Annotated in this window: 23 protein-coding genes; 16 read left to right on the top strand and 7 right to left on the bottom strand. The window is 64.8% G+C overall.

What is annotated here, in order from left to right:
• From AC1MH0_RS02520 to AC1MH0_RS02505, 4 genes are read left to right on the top strand one after another with little or no spacing between them, the layout of a single operon-like run.
• Entirely contained in the window at nucleotides 1-1,245 is a 1,245-nt protein-coding gene (locus AC1MH0_RS02520; protein ID WP_480964572.1) for a heavy-metal-associated domain-containing protein, read from the top strand.
• Nucleotides 1,246-1,256: 11 nt separating this feature from the next.
• Entirely contained in the window at nucleotides 1,257-1,901 is a 645-nt protein-coding gene (locus AC1MH0_RS02515; RefSeq protein ID WP_480965657.1) for an HdaA/DnaA family protein, read from the top strand.
• A 16-nt stretch (nucleotides 1,902-1,917) separates the two neighbouring features.
• Entirely contained in the window at nucleotides 1,918-4,083 is a 2,166-nt protein-coding gene (locus tag AC1MH0_RS02510; RefSeq protein ID WP_480964571.1) for an RNA degradosome polyphosphate kinase, read from the top strand.
• Complete coding sequence (locus tag AC1MH0_RS02505) at nucleotides 4,080-5,591, top strand: Ppx/GppA phosphatase family protein (RefSeq protein ID WP_480964570.1); 1,512 nt, start codon at nucleotides 4,080-4,082, stop codon at nucleotides 5,589-5,591. Before AC1MH0_RS02510 ends, AC1MH0_RS02505 begins: the two co-directional genes overlap by 4 nt.
• A gap of 33 nt (nucleotides 5,592-5,624) precedes the next feature.
• Here the strand turns inward: AC1MH0_RS02505 and AC1MH0_RS02500 are convergent, their stop codons facing one another.
• Together AC1MH0_RS02500 and rnd are read right to left on the bottom strand one after the other, a co-directional pair.
• On the bottom strand, nucleotides 5,625-5,921 hold the full coding sequence (locus AC1MH0_RS02500) for an I78 family peptidase inhibitor (RefSeq protein ID WP_480964569.1): 297 nt from the start codon (nucleotides 5,919-5,921) through the stop codon (nucleotides 5,625-5,627).
• Nucleotides 5,918-7,093, bottom strand: coding sequence for a ribonuclease D (gene rnd, locus AC1MH0_RS02495; RefSeq protein WP_480964568.1), 1,176 nt, complete (start codon nucleotides 7,091-7,093; stop codon nucleotides 5,918-5,920). Before rnd ends, AC1MH0_RS02500 begins: the two co-directional genes overlap by 4 nt.
• Nucleotides 7,094-7,184: 91 nt before the next feature.
• Between rnd and aspS the strand changes: the two genes are divergently transcribed.
• From aspS to AC1MH0_RS02480, 3 genes are all read left to right on the top strand, one after another.
• Entirely contained in the window at nucleotides 7,185-9,008 is a 1,824-nt protein-coding gene (aspS, locus tag AC1MH0_RS02490; RefSeq protein ID WP_480964567.1) for an aspartate--tRNA ligase, read from the top strand.
• Between the two features lie 216 nt (nucleotides 9,009-9,224).
• Entirely contained in the window at nucleotides 9,225-10,625 is a 1,401-nt protein-coding gene (locus tag AC1MH0_RS02485; protein ID WP_480964566.1) for an APC family permease, read from the top strand.
• Entirely contained in the window at nucleotides 10,622-11,398 is a 777-nt protein-coding gene (locus tag AC1MH0_RS02480) for a polyphosphate kinase 2 family protein (RefSeq protein ID WP_480964565.1), read from the top strand. The genes AC1MH0_RS02485 and AC1MH0_RS02480 overlap by 4 nt, the downstream gene beginning before the upstream one ends.
• Here the strand turns inward: AC1MH0_RS02480 and AC1MH0_RS02475 are convergent.
• Complete coding sequence (locus AC1MH0_RS02475) at nucleotides 11,384-12,025, bottom strand: carbonic anhydrase (RefSeq protein WP_480964564.1); 642 nt, start codon at nucleotides 12,023-12,025, stop codon at nucleotides 11,384-11,386. The two genes, AC1MH0_RS02480 and AC1MH0_RS02475, sit on opposite strands and share 15 nt — an antisense overlap.
• Nucleotides 12,026-12,199: 174 nt before the next feature.
• Between AC1MH0_RS02475 and lipA the strand changes: the two genes are divergently transcribed.
• Nucleotides 12,200-13,126, top strand: coding sequence for a lipoyl synthase (lipA, locus tag AC1MH0_RS02470; protein ID WP_120300234.1), 927 nt, complete (start codon nucleotides 12,200-12,202; stop codon nucleotides 13,124-13,126).
• The gene (locus AC1MH0_RS02465) at nucleotides 13,126-13,599 is read left to right on the top strand and encodes a type II toxin-antitoxin system RatA family toxin (protein WP_480964563.1); all 474 of its coding nucleotides are present in this window, start codon (nucleotides 13,126-13,128) and stop codon (nucleotides 13,597-13,599) included. Before lipA ends, AC1MH0_RS02465 begins: the two co-directional genes overlap by 1 nt.
• Here AC1MH0_RS02465 and AC1MH0_RS02460 read toward each other — a convergent pair.
• Genes AC1MH0_RS02460 through AC1MH0_RS02450 form a run of 3 tightly spaced genes read right to left on the bottom strand, consistent with a single transcriptional unit; the run spans nucleotide 13,545 to nucleotide 15,729 of the window.
• Complete coding sequence (locus tag AC1MH0_RS02460; RefSeq protein WP_056048893.1) at nucleotides 13,545-14,060, bottom strand: CinA family protein; 516 nt, start codon at nucleotides 14,058-14,060, stop codon at nucleotides 13,545-13,547. The two genes, AC1MH0_RS02465 and AC1MH0_RS02460, sit on opposite strands and share 55 nt — an antisense overlap.
• Nucleotides 14,060-14,584, bottom strand: coding sequence for a hypothetical protein (locus tag AC1MH0_RS02455; protein WP_133019706.1), 525 nt, complete (start codon nucleotides 14,582-14,584; stop codon nucleotides 14,060-14,062). The genes AC1MH0_RS02460 and AC1MH0_RS02455 overlap by 1 nt, the downstream gene beginning before the upstream one ends.
• On the bottom strand, nucleotides 14,581-15,729 hold the full coding sequence (locus AC1MH0_RS02450; RefSeq protein WP_480964562.1) for a bifunctional 2-C-methyl-D-erythritol 4-phosphate cytidylyltransferase/2-C-methyl-D-erythritol 2,4-cyclodiphosphate synthase: 1,149 nt from the start codon (nucleotides 15,727-15,729) through the stop codon (nucleotides 14,581-14,583). Before AC1MH0_RS02450 ends, AC1MH0_RS02455 begins: the two co-directional genes overlap by 4 nt.
• A gap of 91 nt (nucleotides 15,730-15,820) precedes the next feature.
• Between AC1MH0_RS02450 and dusB the strand changes: the two genes are divergently transcribed.
• The 7 genes from dusB (at nucleotide 15,821) to hflX (ending at nucleotide 24,917) form a co-directional block, all read left to right on the top strand.
• Entirely contained in the window at nucleotides 15,821-16,819 is a 999-nt protein-coding gene (gene dusB, locus AC1MH0_RS02445) for a tRNA dihydrouridine synthase DusB (RefSeq protein WP_132734051.1), read from the top strand.
• Entirely contained in the window at nucleotides 16,806-17,870 is a 1,065-nt protein-coding gene (locus AC1MH0_RS02440) for a two-component system sensor histidine kinase NtrB (protein WP_480964561.1), read from the top strand. Before dusB ends, AC1MH0_RS02440 begins: the two co-directional genes overlap by 14 nt.
• Nucleotides 17,867-19,306 carry a nitrogen regulation protein NR(I) gene (ntrC, locus tag AC1MH0_RS02435; protein ID WP_480964560.1) on the top strand — a complete coding sequence of 480 codons (1,440 nt, stop codon included), beginning with the start codon at nucleotides 17,867-17,869 and terminating at the stop codon, nucleotides 19,304-19,306. Before AC1MH0_RS02440 ends, ntrC begins: the two co-directional genes overlap by 4 nt.
• A gap of 53 nt (nucleotides 19,307-19,359) precedes the next feature.
• On the top strand, nucleotides 19,360-21,603 hold the full coding sequence (locus AC1MH0_RS02430) for a sensor histidine kinase (protein WP_480964559.1): 2,244 nt from the start codon (nucleotides 19,360-19,362) through the stop codon (nucleotides 21,601-21,603).
• Nucleotides 21,604-21,607: 4 nt separating this feature from the next.
• Nucleotides 21,608-22,984, top strand: coding sequence for a nitrogen assimilation response regulator NtrX (ntrX, locus tag AC1MH0_RS02425; RefSeq protein ID WP_480964558.1), 1,377 nt, complete (start codon nucleotides 21,608-21,610; stop codon nucleotides 22,982-22,984).
• 101 nt (nucleotides 22,985-23,085) lie between these two features.
• Complete coding sequence (gene hfq, locus AC1MH0_RS02420; RefSeq protein ID WP_480964557.1) at nucleotides 23,086-23,628, top strand: RNA chaperone Hfq; 543 nt, start codon at nucleotides 23,086-23,088, stop codon at nucleotides 23,626-23,628.
• The gene (gene hflX, locus AC1MH0_RS02415) at nucleotides 23,625-24,917 is read left to right on the top strand and encodes a GTPase HflX (protein WP_480964556.1); all 1,293 of its coding nucleotides are present in this window, start codon (nucleotides 23,625-23,627) and stop codon (nucleotides 24,915-24,917) included. Before hfq ends, hflX begins: the two co-directional genes overlap by 4 nt.
• Here the strand turns inward: hflX and mazG are convergent.
• Nucleotides 24,898-25,632, bottom strand: a complete 735-nt coding sequence (mazG, locus tag AC1MH0_RS02410; RefSeq protein WP_480964555.1) for a nucleoside triphosphate pyrophosphohydrolase — start codon at nucleotides 25,630-25,632, stop codon at nucleotides 24,898-24,900. The two genes, hflX and mazG, sit on opposite strands and share 20 nt — an antisense overlap.
• Nucleotides 25,633-25,732 lie beyond the last annotated feature (100 nt).

The following is a 25,732-nucleotide window of genomic DNA, read 5'->3' as shown; positions in this document are numbered from 1 at the left end:
ATGCGTATCCGTGCCCTTCCCACCGCGCTTGCTGGTGCCGCCCTATTGTTGAGCGGCGGAGCCGTGCTCGCGCAAATCGAAGGCGGCAGCCGAGGCGCGGCTCCGGTCGACAGCGGCAGCGCGTACGAGGTGAGCGGCGTCACGGTCGACGTAGCCGGCAAGACCGCAGACGCCGCGCGCTACAGCGGCTGGCGGCTCGCCCAGCGAAAAGCCTGGGTGCAATTGTCGAACCGGCTCGGCGGTGGTGGCGGGCTCGTCTCCGACGGCACGCTCGATTCGCTCGTCTCCGGCATCGTCGTCGAGAACGAACAGATCGGCCCGCAGCGCTACATCGCCAAGCTCGGCGTGCTGTTCGATCGCGGCCGCGCCGGATCGATCCTCGGCATCTCGACCTATGCCGATCGCTCGCAGCCGATGCTCGTGATCCCCGTCCAATATTCAGGCGGCGTCGGCCAGGCGTTCGAGCAGAGCACGCAGTGGCAGCAGGCCTGGGCACGCTATCGCACCGGCAACAGCAGCATCGATTACGTCCGGCCGTCCGGCTCGGGTCCCGACGCGCTCCTGCTCAACGTCGGCCAGACGCAGCGCCCCGGCCGAGGCTGGTGGCGGACGATCCTCGACCAATATGGCGCGAGCGACGTGCTCACCCCGGTCGTGAAGCTTTATCGCCAATGGCCCGGTGGCCCGGTGATCGGCGTGTTCGAAGCACGCCACGGCCCCGACAACGACCTGATCGGCAGCTTCACGCTACGAGTCGGTACGCCCGATGGCATCGCGCAGCTACTCGACACCGGCGTGAAGCGGATCGACGACCTCTACCAGCAGGCCCGCCGCAACGGCTCGCTCCGCGTCGACTACAGCCTGTCGCCACCGCCGCCGCCCGAAGCCGCAACGATAGACGATCTACCGACCGACGAGACGGCCGATGCCAACACCGCGGCGCTGACCGGCGGCGAAGGCATCTCTGTCATCGTCCAGTTCGACACGCCCGCAGCGACCGCCGTCTCGTCTACGGAAGCTGCACTCCGCGCGATCCCCGGCGTCCGCTCGGCGGCTACTACCAGCCTCGCGCTCGGCGGTGTCTCTCTGATGCGCGTCGCCTATGACGGTGACCCGGCCGCGCTGAAGACAGCGCTCGAAGCCCGCGGCTATCAGGTATTCGGCTCTGGCCAGACGATCCGCATCCGCCGGGTCGCCCAACTTCTTCCGCCGGACTTGCCCGCGGACAATGCGACGACAGGGTGAGCGCGACCAAGATGACTCAAATTGCGCTGCCACTCGGGTGGCCGGCGGACCCTCGCGACGATGCCTTCCTGGTTACCCCCTCCAACTCGCGGGCCGTCCATACGCTGGAGCATACGGCCACCTGGCCCGTCATGACTGCCATCCTCACCGGTCCGCGCAAATCGGGTCGCAGCCTGCTCGCGCGGATCTTCGCGGCGAAGAGCGGCGGCACGATCATCGACGATGCCGAGCGCGTGCCCGAGGCGCAGCTGTTCCACGCCTGGAATCGCGCGCAGGAGGAACACAGGCCGCTGCTGATCGTCGCCGACGCCGCCCCGCCCGAATGGAAGGTAAAACTCCCGGATCTCCGCTCGCGTCTCGCCGCCAGCCCGACCGCCGCGATCGGCGCGCCCGACGACGAGCTTATGCGGCTGTTGCTGGCGCACCTGTTCGAGCGCCGCAGCCTCGATGCGCGGCCCGATCTGATCGACTGGCTCGCGACCAGAATCGAGCGCAGTCATATTACCGTAACGCGAACCGTCGATGCGCTGGATCAGGAGGCGATGGAACGTCGCAAGCGCTTGTCCATTCCTCTTGCACGAACCACACTCACCGAGGCCGGGCTGATCCTTCGGCCGCAACTCGCTCTCGACCTTCCGCTCTTCACGCCACCATAAGCCCCCAAGAGGCCCGATGAACCGTCCAGCCCATATCGTCCGCCAATCGGAAGACGACGACGATCCCATCGGCGCAGAGCCGAACGACCGGTTCTTCAACCGCGAGCTGTCTTGGCTCGCGTTCAACCGCCGTGTGCTGGAGGAGGCGTGCAACCCCGCGCATCCGCTGCTCGAGCGGCTCCGCTTCCTGTCGATCTCGGGCTCCAACCTCGACGAGTTCTTCATGGTTCGCGTCGCCGGCCTCAAGGGGCAGCAGACGCAGGACGTCGACCGGCGATCCGCCGACGGGCTCACCGCGGGCCAGCAGCTGACGGCGATCGTCCGCGAGGCCGACGAACTGATGGCGAGCCAGCAGGCGGTGTGGGGCGATCTCCGCGTGCTGCTCGACGAGGCCGGGCTGTTCGTCCTGCGGCGTGAGGCGGTCGAGGGCGAAGCGGACGAGTGGCTCGAAACGCATTTCCGCGATCAGATCTTCCCGATCCTGACCCCGCAGGCGCTCGACCCCGCGCATCCGTTCCCGTTCATCCCAAACCGCGGCTTGTCGGTGATCTTCGACCTCGTCCGTCGTTCGGATAACGAGCCGGTCCGCGAGCTCGTCATGCTCCCGCACACCATGACGCGCTTCGTCCGCCTGCCCGGCGAGCCCGCACGCTACATCTCCATCGAATCGATCCTGAAGCGGTTCGCGCCGGTCCTCTTCCCCGGCTACGAAGTCCTCGCCGCCGCCAGCTTCCGCGTGTTGCGCGACAGCGACATGGAGATCGAAGAGGAAGCCGAGGATCTCGTCCGCTACTTCGCCAACGCGATCAAGCGTCGCCGCCGCGGCCGCGTGATCCGTCTCGAACTCGAAACCGGTATCCCCGACGTGCTCGCCGCGGTCCTCAAGGACGAACTCGGTGGCGCCGACGCGATCATCACCGAGAGCGGCAATCTGCTCGGCATCGTCGACCTTGACGGCCTCGTCGACGAGGATCGTCCCGACCTGAAGTTCCCGCCCTTTACCCCGCGCTTCCCCGAGCGAATCCGCGAATTCGGCGGCGATTGCTTTGCGGCGATCAAGGCGAAGGACATCGTCGTCCACCACCCGTACGAGACGTTCGAGGTTGTGCTCGCTTTCCTCAAGCAGGCGGCGAACGACCCAGACGTCGTCGCGATCAAGCAGACGCTCTACCGCGCCGGCAAGCAGCCCGCGGTCATCAACGCACTGATAACCGCGGCCGAGGCGGGCAAGTCCGTCACCGCGGTCGTCGAGCTCAAAGCGCGGTTCGACGAAGAACAGAACATGGTCTGGGCCTCCGCGCTTGAGCGTGCGGGCGTGCAGGTCGTCTACGGCTTCATCGACTGGAAGACGCACGCCAAGGTCTCGCTGGTCGTCCGCCGCGAGGGCCAGGCGTTCCGCACCTACTGCCATTTCGGCACGGGCAATTATCACCCGGTCACGGCCAAGATCTACACCGACCTCAGCTTCTTCACCGCCGATGCCGCGGTCGGACGCGATGCAGCGCAGATGTTCAACTACATCACCGGCTATGTCGAACCGACCGACATGGCGCGCGTCAGCCTGTCGCCGCGCGACCTCCGCCAGAACCTGATGAACCTGATCGACGTCGAGATCGCCAACGCGCGCGCCAGCAAGCCCGCCGGCGTCTGGGCGAAGATGAACTCGTTGGTCGACCCCGCGGTGATCGAGAAGCTCTACGAGGCGAGCGGGGCAGGGGTCGAGATCGACCTCATCATCCGCGGCATCTGCTGCCTGCGCCCCGGCGTTCCCGGCCTGTCCGAGACGATCCGCGTAAAATCCGTGATCGGCCGGTTCCTCGAACACAGCCGGATCTGGGCGTTCGGCAACGGCAAGGCGCTCCCCAACGACGGTGCAAAGCTGTTCATCTCGTCGGCCGACTGGATGCCACGCAACTTCGACCGCCGCGTCGAATATATGCTGCCGATCCTCAACCCCACCGTCCACGACCAGATTCTCGATCAGGTGATGGTCGCGAACCTGATCGACAACGAGCAGAGTTGGGAGCTAGGCCCCGACGGCGAATATAGCCGCGTCGATCCCGGCGACCGCCCGTTCAACCTGCATCGGTATTTCATGACGAATCCTTCGCTTTCCGGCCGCGGCGCCTCGCTCGCGACCAGCAATGCCGTGCCGACGCTATCGCTCCGTCGAAAACGATGAGCGTCACCAATATCCTGTTCGGCAATTCCCCACCCAAGGCCGAGACTGACGATCACCCGCGCACCGGGATCATCGATATCGGCTCGAACTCGATCCGTCTGGTGGTGTATCAAGGGCCGCCGCGGCTGCCCGCGATCCGGTTCAACGAAAAGGTTCTGGCGGGGCTGGGACGTGGGCTTGCCGCTACCGGCGCGATCGAGAAGTCCGCGCTGAAGACGGCACGCGTCGCGCTGGCGCGGTTCGCGGCCGTGGCGAAGGAGATGGAATGCTCGACGCTCCGCACGGTCGCGACCGCGGCGGTACGCGAAGCGAAGAACGGCGGAGAACTCATTGCCGCGGCTGAACAACTCGGCCTGACCGTCGAGACGCTGTCGGGTGAGCAGGAAGCCAGCGCGGCGGGTTACGGTGTCCTGTCCGCGATCCCCGAAGCAGACGGCATCGTCGGCGATCTCGGCGGCGGCAGTCTCGAACTCGTCCGCGTTCGTCGCGGCAAGATCGAGGACCGCGTCTCGTTCCCGCTCGGCGTCCTCCGCATCGGTCCGATCCGGGCGAAGCGCGGCAAGGTGCTCGCCCGCTACGTGGCACGTCTGGTGCGCGAAGCCGGCTGGACGGCAAAGGGGCAGGGGCTTCCGCTATATCTGGTCGGCGGATCGTGGCGTGCGTTGGCACGGCTCGACATGGAGCTGTCGGACTATCCGCTGCCGATCATCCACCAATATTCGATGACTGCCGCGACGATCACTCGGCTCAGCCGGACGATTCCGCAGCTTTCCAAGCCGCGCTTGAAGGCAATCCCCGGGCTGTCGTCGGGACGTACGGCAACGCTCGCCGATGCCGCAGCGTTGCTCGGCGTGTTGATGCGCCAACTCGGCAGCCGGACCACGATCGTGTCCGCCTATGGCCTGCGCGAAGGCCTTCTTTACGAAAACCTGAAACCCGCAGACTGCACGCTCGATCCACTGATCGTCGCCGCGCGCGAAGAGGGCCGCCTGCTCGGCCGCTTCCCCGAGCACGGCGATCTCCTCGACCGCTGGATCGCACCGCTGTTCACCACCGAGCCACCCGCGATGGCCCGCATTCGCCACACGGCGTGCCTGCTCGCCGACGTAGGCTGGCGCGCCAACCCAGAGTTCCGCGCCGAACGCGGCGTCGAGGTCGCGCTGCACGGCAACTGGGTGGCGATCGACGCATCGAGTCGGGGGATGCTGGCGCAGGCGCTCTACACAAGCCTCGGCGGCGACTTGGCGGCGGCTGATCCAGTAGAGCGGCTGGCGACGCCTGCCGCGCTGAAGAGTGCTACGGCCTGGGGCATGGCGATGCGGCTAGGTCAAAGGATGAGCGGCGGTCTAGCCGGACCGTTGAAGCGCTCGCAACTCGCGGACGATGGCGTATCGCTCACGTTGACGCTGCGTCCGGACGACCGCGGGCTGTACGGCGAGGCGGTAGAACGGCGCCATATCGCTCTGGCGACCGCGTTGGGCCGCAAACCCTTACTCGCTATTGCTTAGTTTCCCCCCGCTTGCCGGGGAGGAACTGAGTTATCATGCGCAGGTGAAGCGTTCGATCCGACCCTTCGCATCGACATAGACGTTCAGCCGATCGGGCCGAAAATCCATCGTCACGGCCGTGTTCGGCGCGATCCACCGGAGCGTCCGCGCTCCCGATCGGGTCTGCATCACGTCGGCCCGAGCATCGCTCGCCCGCTTGCCGACCAGATCGCCAAGCGAGTCGGCATTGCACGCCGCTGCAACCGGTGCCGCAACAGGCGTCTCGCCCCGCATCTCGACCGGCGTACACGCCGCCGAGGCCAGCAAGGCTGCAACTAGAACGATCCTCATGCGGCATCCTCCGTACGAGTCATCTTGAGCTTGCCGCCGATGACCGCAAACGCCAGCCGTCCCTCGACCAGATCGAGCGCATCGCGTCCGAACTGATCGAACCGCCAACCCTCGAGCATCGGCAGCCCGGTCCGCACACCCGCCGCCAGCGCTTCGAGTTCATCCGTGCGCGCCAGCAATTTCGACGCGACATCAATGTCTCGCGATCGGATCTTCAGAAGCAGCTTGAGGAGGTCAGCCACCAGCGAACCCTCCTTGCCAAGCCCCGGCTTGCGATCGTCGCGTGGCGGCAGTTCGTCGTCGCCAAGCGGCTGCGCGCCCTCGATCGCCGCCATCAAGCGACCACCGATGTCGTTGCTGGCCCAAGTCGCCGAAAGCCCACGCACCCTTGCCAAGTCCGCCTGCTTCTTGGGCGGATGCCCAGCCATGTCGCCCAGCGTCTCGTCCTTGACGATCCGTCCACGCGGCAAATCCTTTGCCTGCGCCTCAAGCTCACGCCAGCGAGCCAGCGCCTTAAGCCGCCCCAGCACGTCAGGCTTGCGCCCGGAAATCCGCACCCGCTTCCATGCCAGATCGGGATCGTTCGCGTAATTGGCGGTATCGCCGAGCCGCTCCATCTCCTGATCGAGCCAAACGCCGCGTCCGGTTTTCCGCAACCGCTCCAGCATCTTCGGGAAGATCTTTGACAGATGCGTGACGTCGCCGATCGCATATTCGATTTGCCGCGCGTCGAGCGGTCGGCGCGCCCAATCGGTAAAACGCGCCCCCTTGTCGACCGCGATGCCGAGCCAGCTGTCGACCAGGTTCGAATAGCCGATCTGCTCGCCCTGGCCGAGCGCCATCGCCGCGACCTGCGTGTCGAACAGCGGGAAGGGCGTCTTGCCGGTCAGGTTGTAGACGATCTCGATGTCCTGCCCGCCGGCATGGACGACCTTCAGCACGTCGTGATTCTCGACGAGCAGGTCGAGCAGCGGCTTGAGGTCGATCCCCGGCGCCATCGGGTCGATCGCCGCGGCTTCCTTGTCGTCGGCGATCTGGATCAAGCAAAGTTCCGGGTAATAGGTGCTCTCGCGCATGAATTCGGTGTCGACGCACACATAGTCGGCGTCGGCCATGCGCGCGCACAAATTGGCGAGCGTGGCACTGTCGGAGATAAGCGGGTGGATATGCATGACGTTTCCATAGCGAGGGTCGCCGAGGTTGACAAAGGCGGGTGATGAAGGGAAGCGCGGACCACCTGTTTATCGTCCGAGAAGACCCATCATGCACGCCTATCGCACCCATAACTGCGCCGCCCTCCGCCCCGAACAGGTCGGCGAAGAGGTCCGCGTCTCCGGCTGGGTCCACAAGAAGCGCGATCACGGCGACCTCGTCTTCATCGATCTGCGCGATCATTACGGCATCACGCAGATCGTCACCGACGTGTCGGGCCCGGTCTTCAAGGTCATCGAGGGTCTGAAGAGCGAAAGCGTCGTCACGATCACCGGCAAGGTGACCGCACGTGCGCCCGAAGCCGTGAACCCGAACCTGCCGACCGGCGGGATCGAGATCCGCGCGACCGCCGCGACCGTCCAGTCGATGGCCGGCGAGCTGCCGATGCCGGTCGCGGGCGAGGCCGAGTATCCCGAGGATATCCGCCTGCGCTATCGGTACCTCGATCTGCGTCGCGAGCGGCTCCACGCGAACATCATGCTCCGCAGCCAGGTGATCACGTCGCTGCGCAACCGCATGAACGGGCAGGGCTTCACCGAATTTCAGACGCCGATCCTGACCGCATCGTCGCCTGAGGGTGCGCGCGATTACCTGGTGCCGAGCCGCGTCCATCCGGGCAAGTTCTACGCGCTCCCGCAGGCGCCGCAGATGTTCAAGCAGCTGCTGATGGTGGCCGGCTTCGACCGCTATTTCCAGATCGCGCCCTGCTTCCGCGACGAGGACGCACGCGCCGATCGCTCGCCGGGCGAGTTCTACCAACTCGACTTCGAGATGAGCTTCGTCACGCAGGACGACGTGTTTAATGCGATCGAGCCCGTCCTGCACGGCGTGTTCGAGGAGTTCGCCGACTGGCAGGGTAAGGGGCGCCAGGTCTCTGCGCTCCCCTTCAAGCGCATCCCCTACCGTGAATCGATGCTGAAGTACGGCAGCGACAAGCCCGACCTGCGCAACCCGATCCTGATCCACGACGTCGGCCATCACTTCGTCGATTCGGGGTTCGGCCTGTTCGCCGGGATCGTCGCCGGCGGTGACGTGGTCCGCGCGATCCCCGCGCCGAACACTGCCGACAAGAGCCGCAAGTTCTTTACCGACATGAACGACTGGGCACGCGCCGAGGGTCATGCCGGGCTCGGCTACATCACGCAGAAGAACGGTGAACTCGGCGGCCCGATCGCCAAGAACCATGGCGAGGAAGCGACGCGGAAGCTGATCGCGGAGATGGGCCTCGGCCCGAACGACGGCATCTTCTTCGCCGCCGGCAAGGAACTGCCCGCCTCGAAGCTCGCGGGCGCTGCCCGGGCGCGGATCGGCGCCGACCTCGGCCTGATCGACGAGAACCGGTTCGAGTTCTGCTGGATCGTCGACTTCCCGATGTTCGAATATGACGAGGATGCGAAGAAGGTCGACTTCAGTCACAACCCGTTCTCGATGCCGCAGGGCGAGATGGACGCGCTGGAGACCAAGGATCCGCTCGATATCCTCGCGTACCAGTACGATATCGTCTGCAACGGCGTCGAGCTGTCGTCGGGCGCGATCCGGAACCACCGTCCCGAGATCATGTACAAGGCGTTCGAGATCGCCGGCTACACGCAGGCCGACGTCGACACGAACTTCGCGGGCATGATCAACGCGTTCAAGGTCGGCGCACCGCCGCATGGCGGTTCGGCGCCGGGGATCGACCGGATGGTCATGCTGCTCGCCGGCGAGCCGAACATCCGCGAGGTCGTGCTGTTCCCGATGAACCAGAAGGCCGAGGATCTGATGATGGGCGCGCCGAGCCCGGTCAGCGCGAAGCAGCTGAAGGAACTCAACATCCGGTTGACGGTCGATGGCCCGAAGGACGCCACGAAGGCGGTCGCGCCTAGCGCGGGGTAACTTCTCTCTGTCCCTCGCTCCTACGGGGAGAGGGAAGGAGGAGCCGCTTGGCGACGGGAGGGTGAGGGGAGGTTGGTGTGCGCCAACTTCCCCTCACCCTCCCACCCGCAAGCGCGGGCGGGGCCCTCCCTCGCCCAGAAGGGGCGAGGGAAAGACGTCCCACGCTTCCTCAACCCCCTCAACCATGCAAATACCTCTGCACGATAAGGGGTTGGCATGCGCGACGATCAGATGACACCGGCGCCAAGCCTCGTCCGCAGCCTCGGCGTCACGGGCGTCCTGTTCCTCACCCTCTCCGTCGCAACTCCGGCCTCGTCGGTGTTCGTCATCGTCCCCGGCATGCTCCAGGTCGCCGGCACCGGCGCGGTATGGGCTACGCTGATCGCCGGCATCGTCTGCGTTGCAACCGCATTCGTCTATGCCGAACTCTCCTCCGCCTGGCCGGTCGCAGGCGGCGAGTATGTCGCGGTCGCGCATACGCTCGGACCGATGGCGGGGTTCGTCATGCTCGGCGTCAACGTGTTCAACAACCTGCTCTTCCCCCCGGTCGCAGGCTTGGGCGTCAGCGCGGTGCTCGGCACGCTGACGCCCGGCCTGCCGCAGATCCCCATCGCTATCGCCGTGGTCGCAGGGTCGACGCTGGTCGCGATCCTCCAGATCAAGGTGAATGCCTGGCTCACCGGGCTCTTCCTGCTCGTCGAGATGCTCGCCATCCTCGCGGTCGTCTGGCTCGGGTTCGCCGATATCGTTCGCCCGATCGGCGACCTGTTGCTCCACCCGGTCATGCCGCAAGGCGCCTCCCTCGTCCCCGCGTCCGCCGCCTCGATCGGCCTCGCCACCTCGATCGCGATCTTTGCACTCAATGGCTACGGCGCGGCGGTGTATTTCGGCGAAGAGATGCTCGACGCCCCCCGGCTGATCGCGCGCGCCATCATGGCCTCGCTCGCACTGACGCTGCTGTTCGAAGGTATCCCGATCGTAGCGGTCCTCGTCGGTGTACCAGACCTCCACGCCACGCTTACCGCCGACGACCCGTTCGGCCTGCTCGTCACCCTCCGCAGCGGCACCACGACGGCGAACTGGATCTCGATCAGCGTGGTCGTCGCGATCGTCAACGCGGTGATCGCCTGCATCCTCGCCTGCGCACGCTTCTTCTATGGCACCGCGCGCGACGGAAGCTGGGGCCGCCCGGTCGATCGGTGGATGACGCAGGTTCACCCGAAGTTCGGCTCGCCCTGGGTCGGCACGTTGCTGGTCGGCGGGTTCGGGATCGTGGCGTGCTTTCTGCCGCTCCAGTTGCTGCTGGTGCTCAGCGGCACCGGCCTCGTCGCGATCTACACGGGCATCTGCGTCGCGGCGATCGTCGGCAGGCGTACCGGCAAGACCGCCCACGCCCCCTACCAGATGCCGCTCTACCCAATCGCTCCGGTGGTGACGCTGCTCGCGCTCGGCTATGTCTGCTGGACGAGCTGGTCCGATCTGGAGGAGGGCCGCCCCGGTCTGATCATGACGGCGGCGCAGATCCTGCTGTCGATCGCCTATTATTGGTTCGTCCTGCGTCGTCGCGGCGCCTGGAACGTTCAGATTCCGACCCCTGCGACGGAGCGTGATGCATGACGATACACCTGGCAGATTACGAAGCCGGCGACGAGTACGATGGCAAGTACAAGCATGACCTCGCCGCGCTGCAAAAGCGGCTTGAGCATATCCAGGTCGCTCACATCGTCGGCGGTACGCGCGCGATCGTCATGTTCGAGGGCTGGGATGCGGCAGGGAAGGGCGGCATCATCCAGCGCCTGTCGGCCGAATGGGACCCGCGCAACTACAAGGTTTGGCCGATCTCGGCGCCAACTGCGGACGAGAAGGCGCATCATTTCCTCTGGCGCTTCTGGAACCGGTTGCCGGCCAACGGCAACATCGCGGTGTTCGACCGCAGCTGGTACGGGCGAGTCTTGGTAGAGCGCGTCGAGGGGTTCGCCAGCGAGACCGAATGGCGCCACGGTTACAACGAGATCAACGCGTTCGAGGCTCAGCAGGTCGAGAGCGGCACGACGCTGATCAAGCTGTTCATCCACACAACGCAGAAGGAGCAGGACCGGCGATTGAAGGCGCGTCTCGACGATCCGTGGAAGCACTGGAAGACCGGGCTCGATGATTTCCACAACCGATCGCGCCGTGAAGACTATCTGGAGGCGATGGCCGAAATGTTCGCGCGCACCGACACCGCGACCGCGCCGTGGACCGTGATCGACGGCAACGACAAGAAGGCGGCCCGGATCGCAGCGCTGACGCTGATCGCGGACCGCCTCGAAGCCGGCGTGTCGATGGTGCCGCCACCGCTCGACCCGAAGGTCAAGAAGGTGGCGGAAAAGGCGTTAGGCCTTCGCTGACTTGGCCTCTGCTGCATCGGCCTGGATGAACTCGTCATCCTCGTTGAGCAGCAGCATCTGGCCCTTGTCGATGCCGAAATAGGCACCGCGCAGGGCGAGCGTGCCGGCGGCTTCTGCCTCGGTCACAAACGGGAAGGTGCGGAGGTTGGCGATCGAGGTCCGGACGGATTCGAGTTCTATCTCGCGGCCGGCCTCGGCACCTTCACCGTACTTCGCGATGACCTTCTCGCGGGCACCGTCGAGCAGGCTGACCCAGTCGGACACGAACCCGCCTGCGCCATGATCGGCATCGGCAAACGCCTGCGTCAGCGCAGCCTTGCAGCCACCGCACTTCTCGTGGCCCATCACGACGATCTCTTCGACCTTCAGCTGCGTAACCGCGAACTCGATCGCCGCGGAGACGCCGTGATAACCACCACCGGTCTCGAACGGCGGGACGAGGTTGGCGACGTTGCGCACGACGAACACCTCGCCCGGCAGCGTGTCGAAAATCTGTGCGGGTTCTACCCGGCTGTCCGAGCAGGCGATAATCATCACCTTGGGGCTCTGGCCGTCCTGCAGTTCCTTCCAGCGCTCGCGCTGCTCCTCCCAGGGGCCGTCCTTGAAGCGGTGATAGCCTTCGATCATTTCCGGAAAGTGAGTTGGCACAGGTAGCCTTCCATATCAGTTTGCGATGCAACATGAAAAACTTGTCATGTTGAAACTGGTTCCATGATTTTATCCGGTTCGTCCGACGGTTCCAACCCGCCGACATGGCTCGCTACCATTGTCTCAGCGGCAGGGCGGGGCTATCTGGCGTGCATGAACGACATGACCCCGATGGCTGCACCGGTCCGTGCGCGCAAGCCCGACTGGATCCGCGTCAAGGCGCCGACCTCCGCTGGCTTTGCAAAAACGCGAGAGCTTATGCGGTCCAAAAGTCTGACGACCGTTTGCGAAGAGGCCGCGTGTCCGAACATCGGCGAATGCTGGTCGAAGAAGCATGCGACGGTCATGATCCTCGGCGATACCTGCACGCGGGCGTGCGCGTTTTGCAACGTCAAGACCGGCATGCCGCGCGCGGTCGATCGCATGGAGCCGCAGAACGTCGCCGATGCAGCCGCGCAGATGGGCCTTAACCACATCGTCATCACCTCGGTTGATCGTGACGACCTCCCGGATGGCGGCGCGTCGCAGTTCGTGAAGGTCATTCAGGCGATCCGCGCGTCGAACCCGACGACGACGATCGAGATCCTGACCCCGGACTTCCGCAACAAGGCGCAGGCCGCGATCGAGTCGATCGTCGAGGCGCGTCCCGACGTCTACAACCACAATCTTGAGACGGTGCCCCGGCTCTATCCAACGATCCGTCCGGGTGCGCGTTACTACGCGTCGCTCCGCCTGCTGGAGAGCGTGAAGAAGCATGACCCATCGATTTTCACCAAGTCGGGCGTGATGCTCGGGCTTGGCGAGGAGCGGCTTGAGATCCATCAGGTGATGGACGACATGCGCTGCGCCGATATCGATTTCCTGACGATGGGCCAGTATCTCCAACCGACGCCGCGCCATGCCAAGGTCGCCGAGTTCGTGCCGCCCAAGGCGTTCGACGCCTATGCCTCGATCGCGCGCGCGAAGGGCTTCCTGCTGGTCGCGTCGTCGCCGCTGACCCGGTCGAGCTATCACGCGGGCGATGATTTCGAACGGTTGCGCGCGAACCGTGATGCAAAACTGGGCGTCGCGCGCATCTGATGCCGAAGCATTCGGAAACGCGCCATTTGCCCTACACCCCTGAGCAGATGTTCGACTTGGTCGCCGATGTCGGTCGCTATGCCGAGTTCCTGCCTTGGGTCAGTGCGATGCGCGTGCGCTCGAACAGCGAGACGGAGACGCTCGCCGACATGATCGTCGGCTTCAAGGGCCTGCGCGAGACGTTCACGTCGCGCGTGCAGAAGGTCCGGCCGAGCGAACTCAAGGTCGATTACGTCGATGGCCCACTCAAGTATCTGCGCAACGAATGGCATTTCCGACCCGAGCCGCAGGGGTGCGCAGTCGACTTCACCGTCGACTTCGCGTTCAAGAACCGGATGTTCGAGATGATCGCCGGGCAGGTATTCGGCGCTGCACTACGCAAGATGATCGGCGCGTTCGAGACCCGCGCCGCCGAGCTTTACGGCGCCGAAGCGTCCGGCAGCAAGAGTTCGAGCGCGCACAACGCGGCCTGAAGCCGGATCCCACCCCGACCGAGATCGCCGAAATCCTTGCGATCGGCATGGACATCGGACGGGTCGCGACCCTTCTCGGCGCGACCGAACACGACGGTGCCGACTGGCTTCTTGAGCGATCCCCCACCGGGGCCCGCCACACCTGTTATCGCCACCGCGATGTCGGCGCCCGACTGCTTGAGCGCGGCTTGCGCCATGCTCCACGCCACCGCGATCGACACCGCGCCGAACGTTTCAAGCACGTCCGAACTGATCTTCAGCACGCCGAGCTTGGCGGCGTTGGAATAGGTGACGAACCCGACCTCGAACACGTCCGAGGACCCAGGAATTTCGGTCAATGCGGCAGCGACGAGCCCGCCGGTGCAGCTCTCGGCGACCGCGACCCTGCGGCCGATCGCGCGGTTCTGCTCGACCACTTTGCGGGCGGCATCGACCAGTTCGGCGGGAAGGATCGTATCCATCAGCGAGTCTCCACCGGGCAGAGCAGCATCGCCACGGCGGCGATATCACCGCTGCGCGACTTCTGGGATTTGAGGTACCGCAACGTCTCGACGACGATGCCCGCGGTGTTGCGCGGTGGCAAGGGCTGGAGCAGCGTCACCATCCGGTCGATCGTCCCGCAATCGCGCGTTGCGATCCGCCCGACGATCTGCGGCACCAGCAACGTCGTCAGCAGCGGTCGCGCAAACTCCGAATCGAGCATCGCGTCCACGGCAGGATCGCTGAGCTTGACGATCGCCGCGCGGGCCGCTGGCCAAGCCCGGTCGGACTCGACCTGATACCGGTCGATCAACGCACTCGACTGCGATCGGATGAGACTTCTGGCGGGAAGCTGCGCCGCACAGACGCGACCGGTTTCGCGGAGAATGTCGGGCATCGCGACGAGCGTCAGCGATTCGGCCTCGGGCCCGGTGATACAGCGCTGTTGCGCGACCGCCGGGCTGGCAAGGAGCGCGATCGCTGCAAGCGCGGCAGCGATCTTCAAAGCGGCGATCCGGGCAGGCGAATGGTTGCAACAGCCTGCGCGGCAATGCCTTCGCCGCGGCCGGTGAAGCCGAGGCGTTCGGTCGTCGTCGCCTTGACGCTGACCCGGTCGAGCGTAAGCCCGAGCAGGTCGGCGATCCGCGCGGTCATCGCGGTACGGTGCGGCCCGATCTTCGGCGCCTCGCACATGATCGTCAGGTCGACGAAATCGATGCGACCGCGCTTGTCGGCGATCAGCTTGGCGGCATGCTGGAGGAACTGCGCGGAGTCGGCACCCTTCCACTGTGGGTCGCTTGGCGGGAAATGCGTGCCGATATCGCCCGCCGCGATCGTGCCGAGCAGCGCATCGGTCAGCGCGTGGAGCGCGACGTCGGCGTCGCTATGCCCCGACAGCCCCTTGTCGTGCGGGATCAGGACGCCGCCGAGCCAGAGCTCCTCGCCGGTTTCGAGGCGGTGGACGTCGAACCCCATCGCGGTACGGGTTTCGTACGCGACACGCGCTTCGGCGGCCGCGAAATCTTCTGGGTGCGTGACTTTCTCGAGCATCGCCGAGCCCTGCACCAACGCGACGCCGACGCCAAGCCGTCGCACCATTTGCGCGTCGTCGGTCGCCTCTTCGTCAACCGGCCAGACGGCATGCGCGGCGCGTAGTGCCTCGACCGCAAACGCCTGAGGAGTCTGCACCCGGTTGAGGTCCGCGCGGGGTATGATATCGCCGAGCAGGACGCTGCCGCGCGCCAGCGTATCGGTCACCGGAAGGACCGGTATCGCCGCGTCCCTAGTCTTCAAGGCAGCGACGAGCGAATCGATGACAGCGTGCGACAGGAAGGGGCGGGCGGCGTCATGGATCAGCACATGCGTCGCATCGCCGACCGCCGCGAGACCGTTAGTAACCGACTCGCGTCGCGTCGTCCCGCCAATGACGATCGGCGCGGTCCCCAACGCGGCAATTGCCAAGCCCTGCTGTCTCTCGGCGACGACGACGATCGTTTCGGCGATGGCCGGGTGCGTCGCGAACGCCTCATAGGAATAGGCGATCATCGGCCGACCGGCGATCGGCGCGAACTGCTTGGGGACCGATCCGCCCGCGCGCACGCCGGTCCCGGCAGCGACGATGATCGCGACGATACGCTGTGCCTGTGTCATCCTCGCGCCCTAGCGGTTCGTCCCGACGCTCGCCAGTCTTGCGAAAAATTGCCGGGTAGGGTAGAGTCGTGCCTCTTTTTCAGGCACATTCATGCGTAATCTATCCCCCATCCAGATCGGTCCCGTCCGGATCGAAAGCCCCGTCGTGCTCGCACCGATGACCGGCGTCACCGACATGCCGTTCCGCACGCTGGTGCGACGCTATGGCTCGGGCCTCAACGTCACCGAGATGGTGGCGAGCCAAGCGGCGATCCGCGAGACGCGTCAGTCGTTGCAGAAGGCGGCGTGGGATCGGCTCGAGGAGCCGGTATCGATGCAGCTTATCGGTTGCACTCCGTATGAGATGGGCGAGGCTGCCAAGCTCAGCCAGGATCGCGGCGCTGCGATCATCGACATCAACATGGGGTGTCCGGTGCGCAAAGTCGTCAACGGTGACGCGGGCTCGGCGCTGATGCGCGACACCAAGCTCGCCAGCGCGATCATCGAGGCGACAGTCAAGGCGGTCGACGTCCCCGTGACGCTCAAGATGCGCATGGGCTGGTGCCACGACAGCCTGAATGCACCCGACCTCGCTCGCATCGCCGAAGACCTTGGCATCAAACTGATCACCGTCCACGGCCGCACGCGCAACCAGATGTACAAGGGCAGCGCCGACTGGGGCTTCGTCCGCAAGGTCAAGGACGCGGTCACGGTCCCGGTGATCGTCAACGGCGACATCTGCACCATCGAGGACGCCGAAGCGGCGATGGACCAGTCCGGCGCCGATGGCCTGATGATCGGTCGCGGCTCCTACGGACGCCCCTGGGTGCTCGGTCAGGTGATGGAGTGGTTCGCCACCGGCCGCCGCATCGAGGACCCGTCCATTACCGAGCAATATGACGCGATCGCAGGCCATTACGAGGCGATGCTCGAGCATTACGGGATCGAGACCGGCGTCAATATGGCGCGCAAACATATCGGCTGGTACACCAAGGGGCTCCCCGGTTCGGCCGAATTCCGTAACAAGGTGAACCAGGTCCCAGACCCCAAGCAGGTCAAGGCAATGCTTGCCGAGTTCTACGCTCCCTGGCGCGATCTTGCAGCGGCCTGATACGCACTCCCGAGCACGGCCGGGCTTTGCCGAACTATTCGCGGCGCTGCCGGTTGCCGTCGTCGTCGTCGACCCGGACCACCGCGTCGCCCATGCGAATTCACTCGCGGAGCAATTGCTGAACCTGTCCGAGCGGCTGATGATCGGACAGTCGCTCGACGCGATCATCCCGCCACCCGACGATCCACGCAACCGCGATGGTCACGGGCTCGCGGTGTTCGATACCGAGATATCGACCGCACGCGGCGTGAAGATTCGCGTCGATTTCGCCGAGACCCAGATCGCCGACTATCCAGGTTGGCGGGCGATTACGCTGCACGCTGCGGCGACCTCGCGCCGCCTTGGCCACTCCGCCGACCGTGCTGCCGGGGCGCGGGCCGCAGTTGGTGCGGCGGCGATGCTCGCGCACGAGATCAAGAACCCGCTGTCCGGTATCCGTGGCGCAGCGCAGTTGCTGGGTGCGGGTGAACTGACCACGCTGATCGTCACCGAGGTCGACCGCATTGCTGCGCTGATCGACCGGATGCAGGATTTCAGCGACACGCGGCCCTTGCCACTCGCCAGCGAGAACATCTATCCGCTGCTGGGCCATGCCCGTCGGCTCGCGCTCGCCGGGTTCGCGCGCGGTATTGCGATCGAGGAACGCTTCGATCCGTCGCTACCGCCCGCGCAGATCAACCGTGACGCGCTGCTCCAGATCGTCATAAACTTGCTCAAGAACGCGCGCGAAGCCGTTAGAAACGAACGCGAACCGCGGCTCGTGATGACGACTGCCTATCGCCACGGCATCACCGTCAGCGCCGCGCCAGGCAAACCACGCGTGCCGCTGCCGATCGAGATCTGCATCTTCGATAATGGCCCAGGCGCGCCCGCCGACATCGCCGACCATCTGTTCGATCCGTTCGTGTCGGGCCGTCGCGAAGGGCAGGGGCTCGGTCTCGCGCTGGTCGACAAGCTCACCCGAGACATGGGCGGCATCGTCCAATACGCCCGGGAAGGTACGCCGGAAATGACCGTCCTCCGCCTGTTACTCCCGAGAGCGGCATCATGAGTACGGTTCTGGTCGTCGATGACGACGCTGCGATCCGGACCGTGGTTGAACAGGCGCTTCGCCGCGCTGGACATGACGTCACCGTTGCCGACAGCTTGGCGCAACTTGAGCGGGCGCTCGCCGTGTCTCTGCCCGATGTCCTCGTTACCGACGTCATCCTCCCGGACGGCGATGGCATCGACCACGTTCGCAGCGTCGCCGCACGCTTTCCGTTACTGCCGATCATCGTGCTGTCCGCGCAGAATACGTTGACCACCGCTGTCCGTGCGGCCGAAGTCGGCGCCTACGAATATCTTCCGAAGCCGTTCGACCTAGACGTGCTGGCGCGCGCGGTCGCGGGGGCACTCGCGCGCGGTGGGATGGTATCGGAAGACGCGCTCCACGACGAGGATCGGGCGCTGCCGCTGATCGGGCGTTCGGCGGCGATGCAGGACGTCTACCGGGTCATCGCGCGCGTGGTGTCGAACGACCTGACCATCCTGATTTCAGGCGAGTCGGGTACCGGCAAGGAGCTTGTCGCGCGTGCGATCCACGATCTTGGGCGGCGAGGTACCGCGCCGTTCGTGGCGATCAACATGGCAGCGATCCCGCGCGAGCTGATCGAAGCCGAGCTGTTCGGGCACGAGCGCGGCGCGTTTACCGGCGCGGCGACGCGCAACGCCGGCCGGTTCGAGCAAGCCGCTGGCGGCACGCTATTCCTCGACGAGATCGGCGACATGCCGATGGAGGCACAGACCCGCCTGCTCCGCGTACTACAGTCCGGCGAGTTCACCAGCGTCGGCGGCGCGCGGACGATCCGCGTCGATGTCCGTATCGTCGCCGCGACCAACCGCGATCTGGCCGCCCAGGTGGCGACGGGTCAGTTCCGCGAAGATCTCTTCTACCGACTGAATGTCGTTCCGATCGCATTGCCCCCACTGCGCGAGCGTCGACAGGATATTGCATTGCTCGCGCGTCACTTTCTGGATCACGCTGCGTCACAGGGGCTCCCGCGACGCCAGCTTGCGAGCGACGCTTTGACGGCACTCGGCCTTCATGACTGGCCGGGCAATGTCAGGGAACTCGAGAATCTCATGCGCCGCCTCGCGGTGCTGTCGCGTGACGAGGTGATCGCCGCCGAGGCGATCCGGGCGATGATCGGCACGTCGGCGGTGACCGACCACGCCGCCGATATCGATATCGCCCACGCCGTACGCGCGCTGATCGACCGGATCGCGCGCGACGATCCCGCGGCACTCGACGATGGCAGTCTTTACGACCGCGTCATCGGCGAGGTGGAACGTCCGCTGATCGAAGCGATGCTCGCGCGGCATGGCCAGAATCAGTTGCGGGCAGCGCGCGCAATGGGGATCAATCGCAATACGCTGCGCAAGCGGCTCGACACCTTGGGCATCGCGGTTGTCGACCTGCGCACGAATGATCCGGATCGGCGTTGAATTCACGAATTATGTGGTTTCAAGGCAACGGTTGACGTTGTACCGAGGCAAGGATGATCGCTTCCGCGACGCTACCGATGGATGAAGACGGGCCTGCACACCGGTTTGCGGTGACGCCCGCAATCGAGCTGCTTGTGCTGGCCGTTGCGATCGTGATCGCCACCGCCAGCTACTTCGTCGTGGTCGGTACCGACGCCCCACAGCGGCTGATCCCGCCGCCTCTGGTCGCGTTGCTGCTGGTCGCCAATCTCGTCCCCGGCATTGCCCTGATGATGCTGTTCGGCCGCCGGGTGGCGATGCGGCGTGCCGCGCGCTCGCCGATCGGCGGTGGCGGCAGGCTGCATGTCCGACTGGTCGCGCTGTTCTCGATCGTTGCTGCCGTTCCGATGCTGTTGGTGACGATCTTCGCCTCGCTGCTGTTCCAGTACGGTGTCCAGTTCTGGTATTCGGACCAGGCGCGTGGGATGCTGGAGAACGCGACCGCGCTGGCGCAATCCTCCTATGCGCGGCAGCTGAACCGGTGGCAGGAAGCGACCGTGACGATGGCGGGCGACATGTCCGGTTATCTCCGCGAGCGTTCGCTGCAAAGCCCAGATTTCCCAGGCTGGTTCCTGCAGCAGGTCTATTATCGCAGCCTGTCGGAAGGCGCGTTGTTCAAGGTGACACCGCAAGGCGTCATTCAGACCTTCGCGATCGTCAATCCTTACGAGATCGACTTCGCACGTCAGGTCACGCCGGGGGCGATCGCGCAACTGCGCCGCGGCAAGACGGCCGTCGTTACGGTCACCGGCGATCGTATTCAGACGATCACGATGTTGCCGGGATCGGACGAGCTCTTCCTGTATGCAGGGCGCGTCGAGGACACCAAGCTCTTGTCCGGACAGACGACCCGCGCGACCGAGGTCCTGACGAGTTACCGGACGCTGTTGGCGCGGTCACGCAGTCTGCAGTTGCGATTCAATGCCGCGCTGCTGCTGATTTCGCTGTTGATCGTCGGGGTCGCGGTCTGGATCGCGTTGGCAGTCGCCGATCGGCTCGTTCGGCCGGTCGGCGAACTGGTCGATGCGGCGCGACGGGTCGCAGGGGGGGATTTTGCTGCTCGCGTGCCCGATCCGCGCAGTCGCGACGAGGTCGGGACACTCGCCAACGCCTTCAATCAGATGACTGTGCGTCTTGAGGAGCAGAACACCGAACTCGTCACGGCAAACGGCCAGCTGGAGAACCGTCGCGCGTTGATCGAGGCGGTGATGGCGGGTGTGTCTGCTGGTGTCATCGCGACCAGCCGAGACCGCACGATCACGATCACCAACGACTCCGCGATCGGCCTGCTCGGCACGGGCGGCGGGGGCGCCCATCTCGTCGGACGCAAGCTTGGCGATGTCGCCCCCGAACTCGATGCGATGCTGGAAAGTGGCGACCGGGAGGCGATTGTCGAGGTGGGGCAGGGGGGAGACATGCGAACACTTGCTGTCCGTGTCGCGCGGCCGGCGACCGGTCCCATCCTGACCTTCGACGACATCACGCAGCAATTGCTCGATCAGCGCCGCGCTGCGTGGTCTGATGTCGCACGCCGGATCGCACACGAGATCAAGAACCCGCTGACCCCCATCCAATTGGCTGCCGAACGGCTGCAACGTCGGTATGGAGGCAAGATCGAGGCACAGGACGGTACGTTCTCCCGATTGACCGATACGATCATTCGCCAAGTCGGCGATCTTCGTCGCATGGTGGACGAGTTTTCGTCGTTCGCGCGCATGCCCAAGCCGGTGTTCCGCGAGGAGTCTCTGGTCGATGCGGCACGCCAGGCGCTGTTCCTGCACGAGGTCGCACATCCCGCGATCAGCTTCCAGTTGGTGCAGGACGATCCTGGGCTGACCCTGGTTTGCGACCGCCGCCAAATCGGTCAGGCGCTCACGAACATCGTCAAGAACGCCGTAGAAGCGATTGAAACGCGTGGCGAAGCCGGTGGTTCGGTAACCATGACGCTGACCAACGAAGCGGATACGGTCGGTATCACGGTGGCCGACAACGGCATCGGGCTTCCCGCAGAGCGCGACCGGATCGTCGAACCCTACGTGACCACGCGCGCCCGTGGCACCGGGCTAGGCCTTGCCATCGTCAAGAAGATCATTGAGGAACATTGCGGCACGATCGGCTTTTCCGATCGGCCGGGGGGCGGTACACGCGTCACCATGACATTCGACGCCAAGGCGCTGGCCGCGCTCGACCAAGGGGCATCAGCACCCGAGTTGGCTGGGGAGGGCCGACTCGACACGATGACCCGCAAACGGACATGATTTAATGGCGCTCGATATTCTCGTCGTGGACGACGAACGTGACATCCGCGAACTCGTGGCTGGCGTCCTGGAGGACGAAGGCTATGAGACACGCGACGCTGGGGACAGCGACTCCGCTCTGGAAGCGATTGCAGCGCGGCGTCCGTCGTTGGTGTTGCTCGACGTCTGGCTGCAAGGCTCGCGTCTCGATGGGTTGGAGTTGCTTGACGAGATCAAGCGGCGCGATCCCTCGATTCCCGTGCTGGTAATCTCGGGTCACGGCAATCTCGATACGGCCGTCGCCGCCATCCGTCGCGGCGCGTCCGACTTCATCGAAAAGCCGTTCGAGGCCGAGCGACTGCTGCTGATGGTTGCGCGGGCAACGGAGACCGAGCGCCTCCGTCGCGAGGTCGCGTCGTTGCGCGCCACGGTCGGTCGCGAAACCGATCTGACTGGCAGCTCGGGATCGATCAATGGCGTTCGAGCGACCCTGAAGCGCGTCGCCGCGACAGGTAGCCGGGTCCTCATCATGGGTGCGGCGGGAGTCGGCAAGGAAGTCGCTGCCCGCCTGTTGCATGGCTGGAGCCTGCGCACCGACGCGCCGTTCATCATCGTCAGCGCCGCGCGCATGACGCCCGAGCGGATGGACGAGGAACTGTTCGGCGTCGAGGAGGCGGGCGATCTCGTCCGTCCCGGCCTGTTCGAGCAGGCGCATGGCGGCACGTTGTTCCTGGACGAAATCGCCGACATGCCGATCGCGACCCAGGCTCGTATCCTCCGCGCACTCACGGACCAGAGCTTCACGCGGGTAGGTGGTACGCGGGTAGTGAAGGTCGACGTCCGCGTCGTTTCGGCTACTGCGCGCGACCTCGTCTTCGAAATCGCCGAAGGGCGGTTCCGCGAGGACCTGTATTACCGTCTCAACGTCGTACCGGTGATGATCCCGCCACTGTCCGATCGACGCGAGGACATCCCCGCGCTTGTCCAGCATTTCATCGCGCATTACGCGTCCGAGCGACGCGTGCCGACCCCGGAAATCGCACCAGATGCGATGGTTGCCTTGCAATCCTACGATTGGCCGGGAAATGTCCGGCAGTTGCGCAATGTCGTCGAACGTACGATAATTCTGGCGCCGGGAGACCGGATCGGGCGGATCGATCTCGACCTTTTGCCGGCCGAAGTTCTAGGCGATCAGGGCGATATCGGATCGGCCGGATCGACCGCGATAATGGGCTCGCCTTTGCGGGAAGCGCGCGAGACGTTCGAGCGGGAATATCTCCGGGTGCAGATCCGACGTTTCTCGGGAAATATCTCACGGACGGCGAGCTTCATCGGCATGGAGCGTTCCGCGCTTCATCGAAAATTGAAGCTGCTCGGCATTACCGAAACCCGCGAGGAATAGACGCCGTAATTTCGCCGCTCTCTGGATATAGCAGGGCGGCGATCATAAATCAGTACCGCGCCCGGTAACCGGGTGCATCTCCGACGCCGGGAAACGGCGCCTTGCGGGCAAAGTCCCGCCAAAAACAAAGGGTTATCCCATTGGCCGATAAACCAGGCTCGCTTCAGGATCTGTTCCTGAACGCACTCCGGCGCTCCAAGACGCCGGTCACCATGTTCCTCGTCAAGGGTGTCAAACTCCAGGGCATCGTCACGTGGTTCGATAATTTTTCCGTTCTGCTTCGCCGCGACGGCCAGTCGCAACTGATCTACAAGCATGCGATCTCGACGATCATGCCTGCCGGCCCCATGGACGTGTCGGCGCTTGTCGACGCGGTGGGTGAAAACCAGAAGAAGCATCCGCTGCTGCAGGAGATATTCCTCAACGCCGTGCGCAAGTCCGAAGACAGTGTGACGATGTTCCTCATCAACGGCGTCATGCTGCAGGGCCAGATTGCGGGCTTCGACCTGTTCTGCATGCTACTCCAGCGCGAAGGTATGGCGCAGCTCGTCTACAAGCACGCGGTCTCGACAATCCAGCCGGCTCGCCCGCTGAACCTCGCCGAAGAACCGACCGATACTGACGAAACGGACAATGACGATTGAGTAACGGCTTCGAACGCGACCGGGACGAATTTGCGCGTGGCACGCGTGCAATCGTCGTTCTTCCAGACCAGGGCGACGCTACCCGCGACGTCGACGCACGCTTGGAGGAGACTGCCGGTTTGGCCGCGGCGATCGGTGTCGAGGTCGTCGAACGGATCGCGTACCGCGTCCGCCAGGCCAAGCCAGCGACCCTGATCGGTAGCGGGCAGGTCGAACTGCTCGCGACACAGGTTCGCATGGAGGAGGCGGGTCTTGTCGTGTTCGATGCGAGCCTCAGTCCGGTTCAGCAGCGCAACCTCGAAAAGGCGCTGGAGACCAAGGTCATCGATCGCACCGGCCTGATCCTCGAGATCTTCGGCGAGCGAGCCGCGACCGCCGAAGGTCGATTGCAGGTGGAACTTGCCCATCTCGATTACCAGGCAGGTCGCCTCGTTCGAAGCTGGACCCACCTCGAACGGCAACGTGGCGGTTTCGGCTTCCTCGGCGGTCCGGGCGAGACACAGATCGAGGCCGATCGCCGCTTGATCCGCGACCGAATGGCGCGGCTGAAGCGTGAACTCGAGCAGGTGAGTCGTACTCGCGGGCTTCACCGCGAACGGCGCCAGCGCGCGCCGTGGCCCGTCATCGCGCTTGTCGGTTATACAAATGCCGGCAAGTCTACTCTGTTCAACAGGTTGACCGGCGCCCAAGTAATGGCGGAAGACCTGCTTTTCGCAACGCTCGATCCCACGTTGCGCCAGATTCAGCTTCCCGGCATCGACAAGGCGATCCTTTCGGACACGGTGGGCTTCGTCTCGGACTTGCCGACCCAGTTGGTCGCGGCGTTCAAGGCTACGCTCGAGGAGGTCGTGTCCGCGGATCTGCTGATTCACATCCGTGACATCGCTCATCCGGATACGGAAGCGCAGCGCGCCGATGTCGAGACCGTCCTGGCGGAGATAGGCGTCGACGAGAACACGCCTCGGTTCGAGGTGTGGAACAAGCTCGATCTGCTCGATCCGGATACTCATGACGAGATTGCCGGCCAAGCTGCGCACCGCGAAGATGTCGTCGCGATATCGGCGCTGAGCGGGGAAGGGGTCGAGAGCCTTATAGACCAGGTGGCGGCAAAGCTTACCACTGCGCATCGCCGGTACAGTATCGCCATCGAGGCCAGCGATGGGGCAGGCGCGGCATGGTTGCATGCGCACGGTGAGGTACTGGGTAGCGTCAGCGACGACCTCGAAACCACGTACGACGTGCGGTTATCAGAGACGGATTATGATCGCTTCATCCGCCGCGACGCTTGACCGCCTGCCATAGATCTTCTTTCTCCTCGAGTGTCGAGGCGGCAAACGTGGCGCCGCCATCGGCCTCGATCGCACGAAAGCGCGCTTCGAACTTGGCGTTGCCGGCCCTGAGCGCAGCTTCGGGGTCGACACCTAAATGCCGCGCCCAGTTCGTCACCGCGAACAGGAGATCGCCGATCTCCTCTGCGACCGTATCGGCGCTGGCTTCCTGAACTTCCTCGATCTCTTCCATCACCTTGGCTAACGGACCCGAAGCATCCGGCCAATCGAAGCCCACACGGACGGCGCGCTTCTGAAGCTTGTCGGCCCGCGATAGGGCAGGCAGGCCGATGGCGACGCCTGCTAGCGCGCTCTTATCGGACCTGCCCGCTCGCTCGGCCGCCTTGATCGTTTCCCAACCCGGAGACGCCTGAACATCGCCGAAAATGTGCGGATGACGACGCTCCATCTTGTCGCTGATCGCAGCGGCGACATCGGCAAGGGTGAACGCCCCGGCTTCCTCGGCGATACGGCTATGGAAGACCACCTGTAACAGGAGATCGCCAAGCTCATCCTTCAGGTCGGCAGGATCGTTGCGTTCGATCGCGTCGGCAACCTCATAGGCTTCCTCGATCGTGTAAGGCGCGATCGTCGACCACGTCTGAACCCGGTCCCATTCGCAACCCTCCACAGGATCGCGTAGCTGCGCCATGATAGAAACCAATCGCTCGATCATTCGAGATACCTGTCTACTAAAAATCCTGTGAGCGTCAGGGTGCTAGCAGCGCGTTCGCGGCATAGCCATTTCCCATGACCGCCGGTCGATCATACTGCCT

The sequence above is a fragment of the Sphingomonas sp. AP28 genome (assembly GCF_056680455.1).
This window is presented reverse-complemented; position numbering and strand designations above follow the sequence as displayed.

What these genes read in the sequence shown, in the direction of transcription:
- AC1MH0_RS02520 (WP_480964572.1), top strand. Translation starts at nt 1, where the DNA reads ATGCGTATCCGTGCCCTTCCCACCGCGCTTGCTGGTGCCGCCCTATTG.
- AC1MH0_RS02515 (WP_480965657.1), top strand. Translation starts at nt 1,257, where the DNA reads ATGACTCAAATTGCGCTGCCACTCGGGTGGCCGGCGGACCCTCGCGAC.
- AC1MH0_RS02510 (WP_480964571.1), top strand. Translation starts at nt 1,918, where the DNA reads ATGAACCGTCCAGCCCATATCGTCCGCCAATCGGAAGACGACGACGAT.
- AC1MH0_RS02505 (WP_480964570.1), top strand. Translation starts at nt 4,080, where the DNA reads ATGAGCGTCACCAATATCCTGTTCGGCAATTCCCCACCCAAGGCCGAG.
- AC1MH0_RS02500 (WP_480964569.1), bottom strand. Translation starts at nt 5,921, where the DNA reads ATGAGGATCGTTCTAGTTGCAGCCTTGCTGGCCTCGGCGGCGTGTACG.
- rnd (WP_480964568.1), bottom strand. Translation starts at nt 7,093, where the DNA reads ATGCATATCCACCCGCTTATCTCCGACAGTGCCACGCTCGCCAATTTG.
- aspS (WP_480964567.1), top strand. Translation starts at nt 7,185, where the DNA reads ATGCACGCCTATCGCACCCATAACTGCGCCGCCCTCCGCCCCGAACAG.
- AC1MH0_RS02485 (WP_480964566.1), top strand. Translation starts at nt 9,225, where the DNA reads ATGCGCGACGATCAGATGACACCGGCGCCAAGCCTCGTCCGCAGCCTC.
- AC1MH0_RS02480 (WP_480964565.1), top strand. Translation starts at nt 10,622, where the DNA reads ATGACGATACACCTGGCAGATTACGAAGCCGGCGACGAGTACGATGGC.
- AC1MH0_RS02475 (WP_480964564.1), bottom strand. Translation starts at nt 12,025, where the DNA reads ATGATCGAAGGCTATCACCGCTTCAAGGACGGCCCCTGGGAGGAGCAG.
- lipA (WP_120300234.1), top strand. Translation starts at nt 12,200, where the DNA reads ATGAACGACATGACCCCGATGGCTGCACCGGTCCGTGCGCGCAAGCCC.
- AC1MH0_RS02465 (WP_480964563.1), top strand. Translation starts at nt 13,126, where the DNA reads ATGCCGAAGCATTCGGAAACGCGCCATTTGCCCTACACCCCTGAGCAG.
- AC1MH0_RS02460 (WP_056048893.1), bottom strand. Translation starts at nt 14,060, where the DNA reads ATGGATACGATCCTTCCCGCCGAACTGGTCGATGCCGCCCGCAAAGTG.
- AC1MH0_RS02450 (WP_480964562.1), bottom strand. Translation starts at nt 15,729, where the DNA reads ATGACACAGGCACAGCGTATCGTCGCGATCATCGTCGCTGCCGGGACC.
- dusB (WP_132734051.1), top strand. Translation starts at nt 15,821, where the DNA reads ATGCGTAATCTATCCCCCATCCAGATCGGTCCCGTCCGGATCGAAAGC.
- ntrC (WP_480964560.1), top strand. Translation starts at nt 17,867, where the DNA reads ATGAGTACGGTTCTGGTCGTCGATGACGACGCTGCGATCCGGACCGTG.
- AC1MH0_RS02430 (WP_480964559.1), top strand. Translation starts at nt 19,360, where the DNA reads ATGATCGCTTCCGCGACGCTACCGATGGATGAAGACGGGCCTGCACAC.
- ntrX (WP_480964558.1), top strand. Translation starts at nt 21,608, where the DNA reads ATGGCGCTCGATATTCTCGTCGTGGACGACGAACGTGACATCCGCGAA.
- mazG (WP_480964555.1), bottom strand. Translation starts at nt 25,632, where the DNA reads ATGATCGAGCGATTGGTTTCTATCATGGCGCAGCTACGCGATCCTGTG.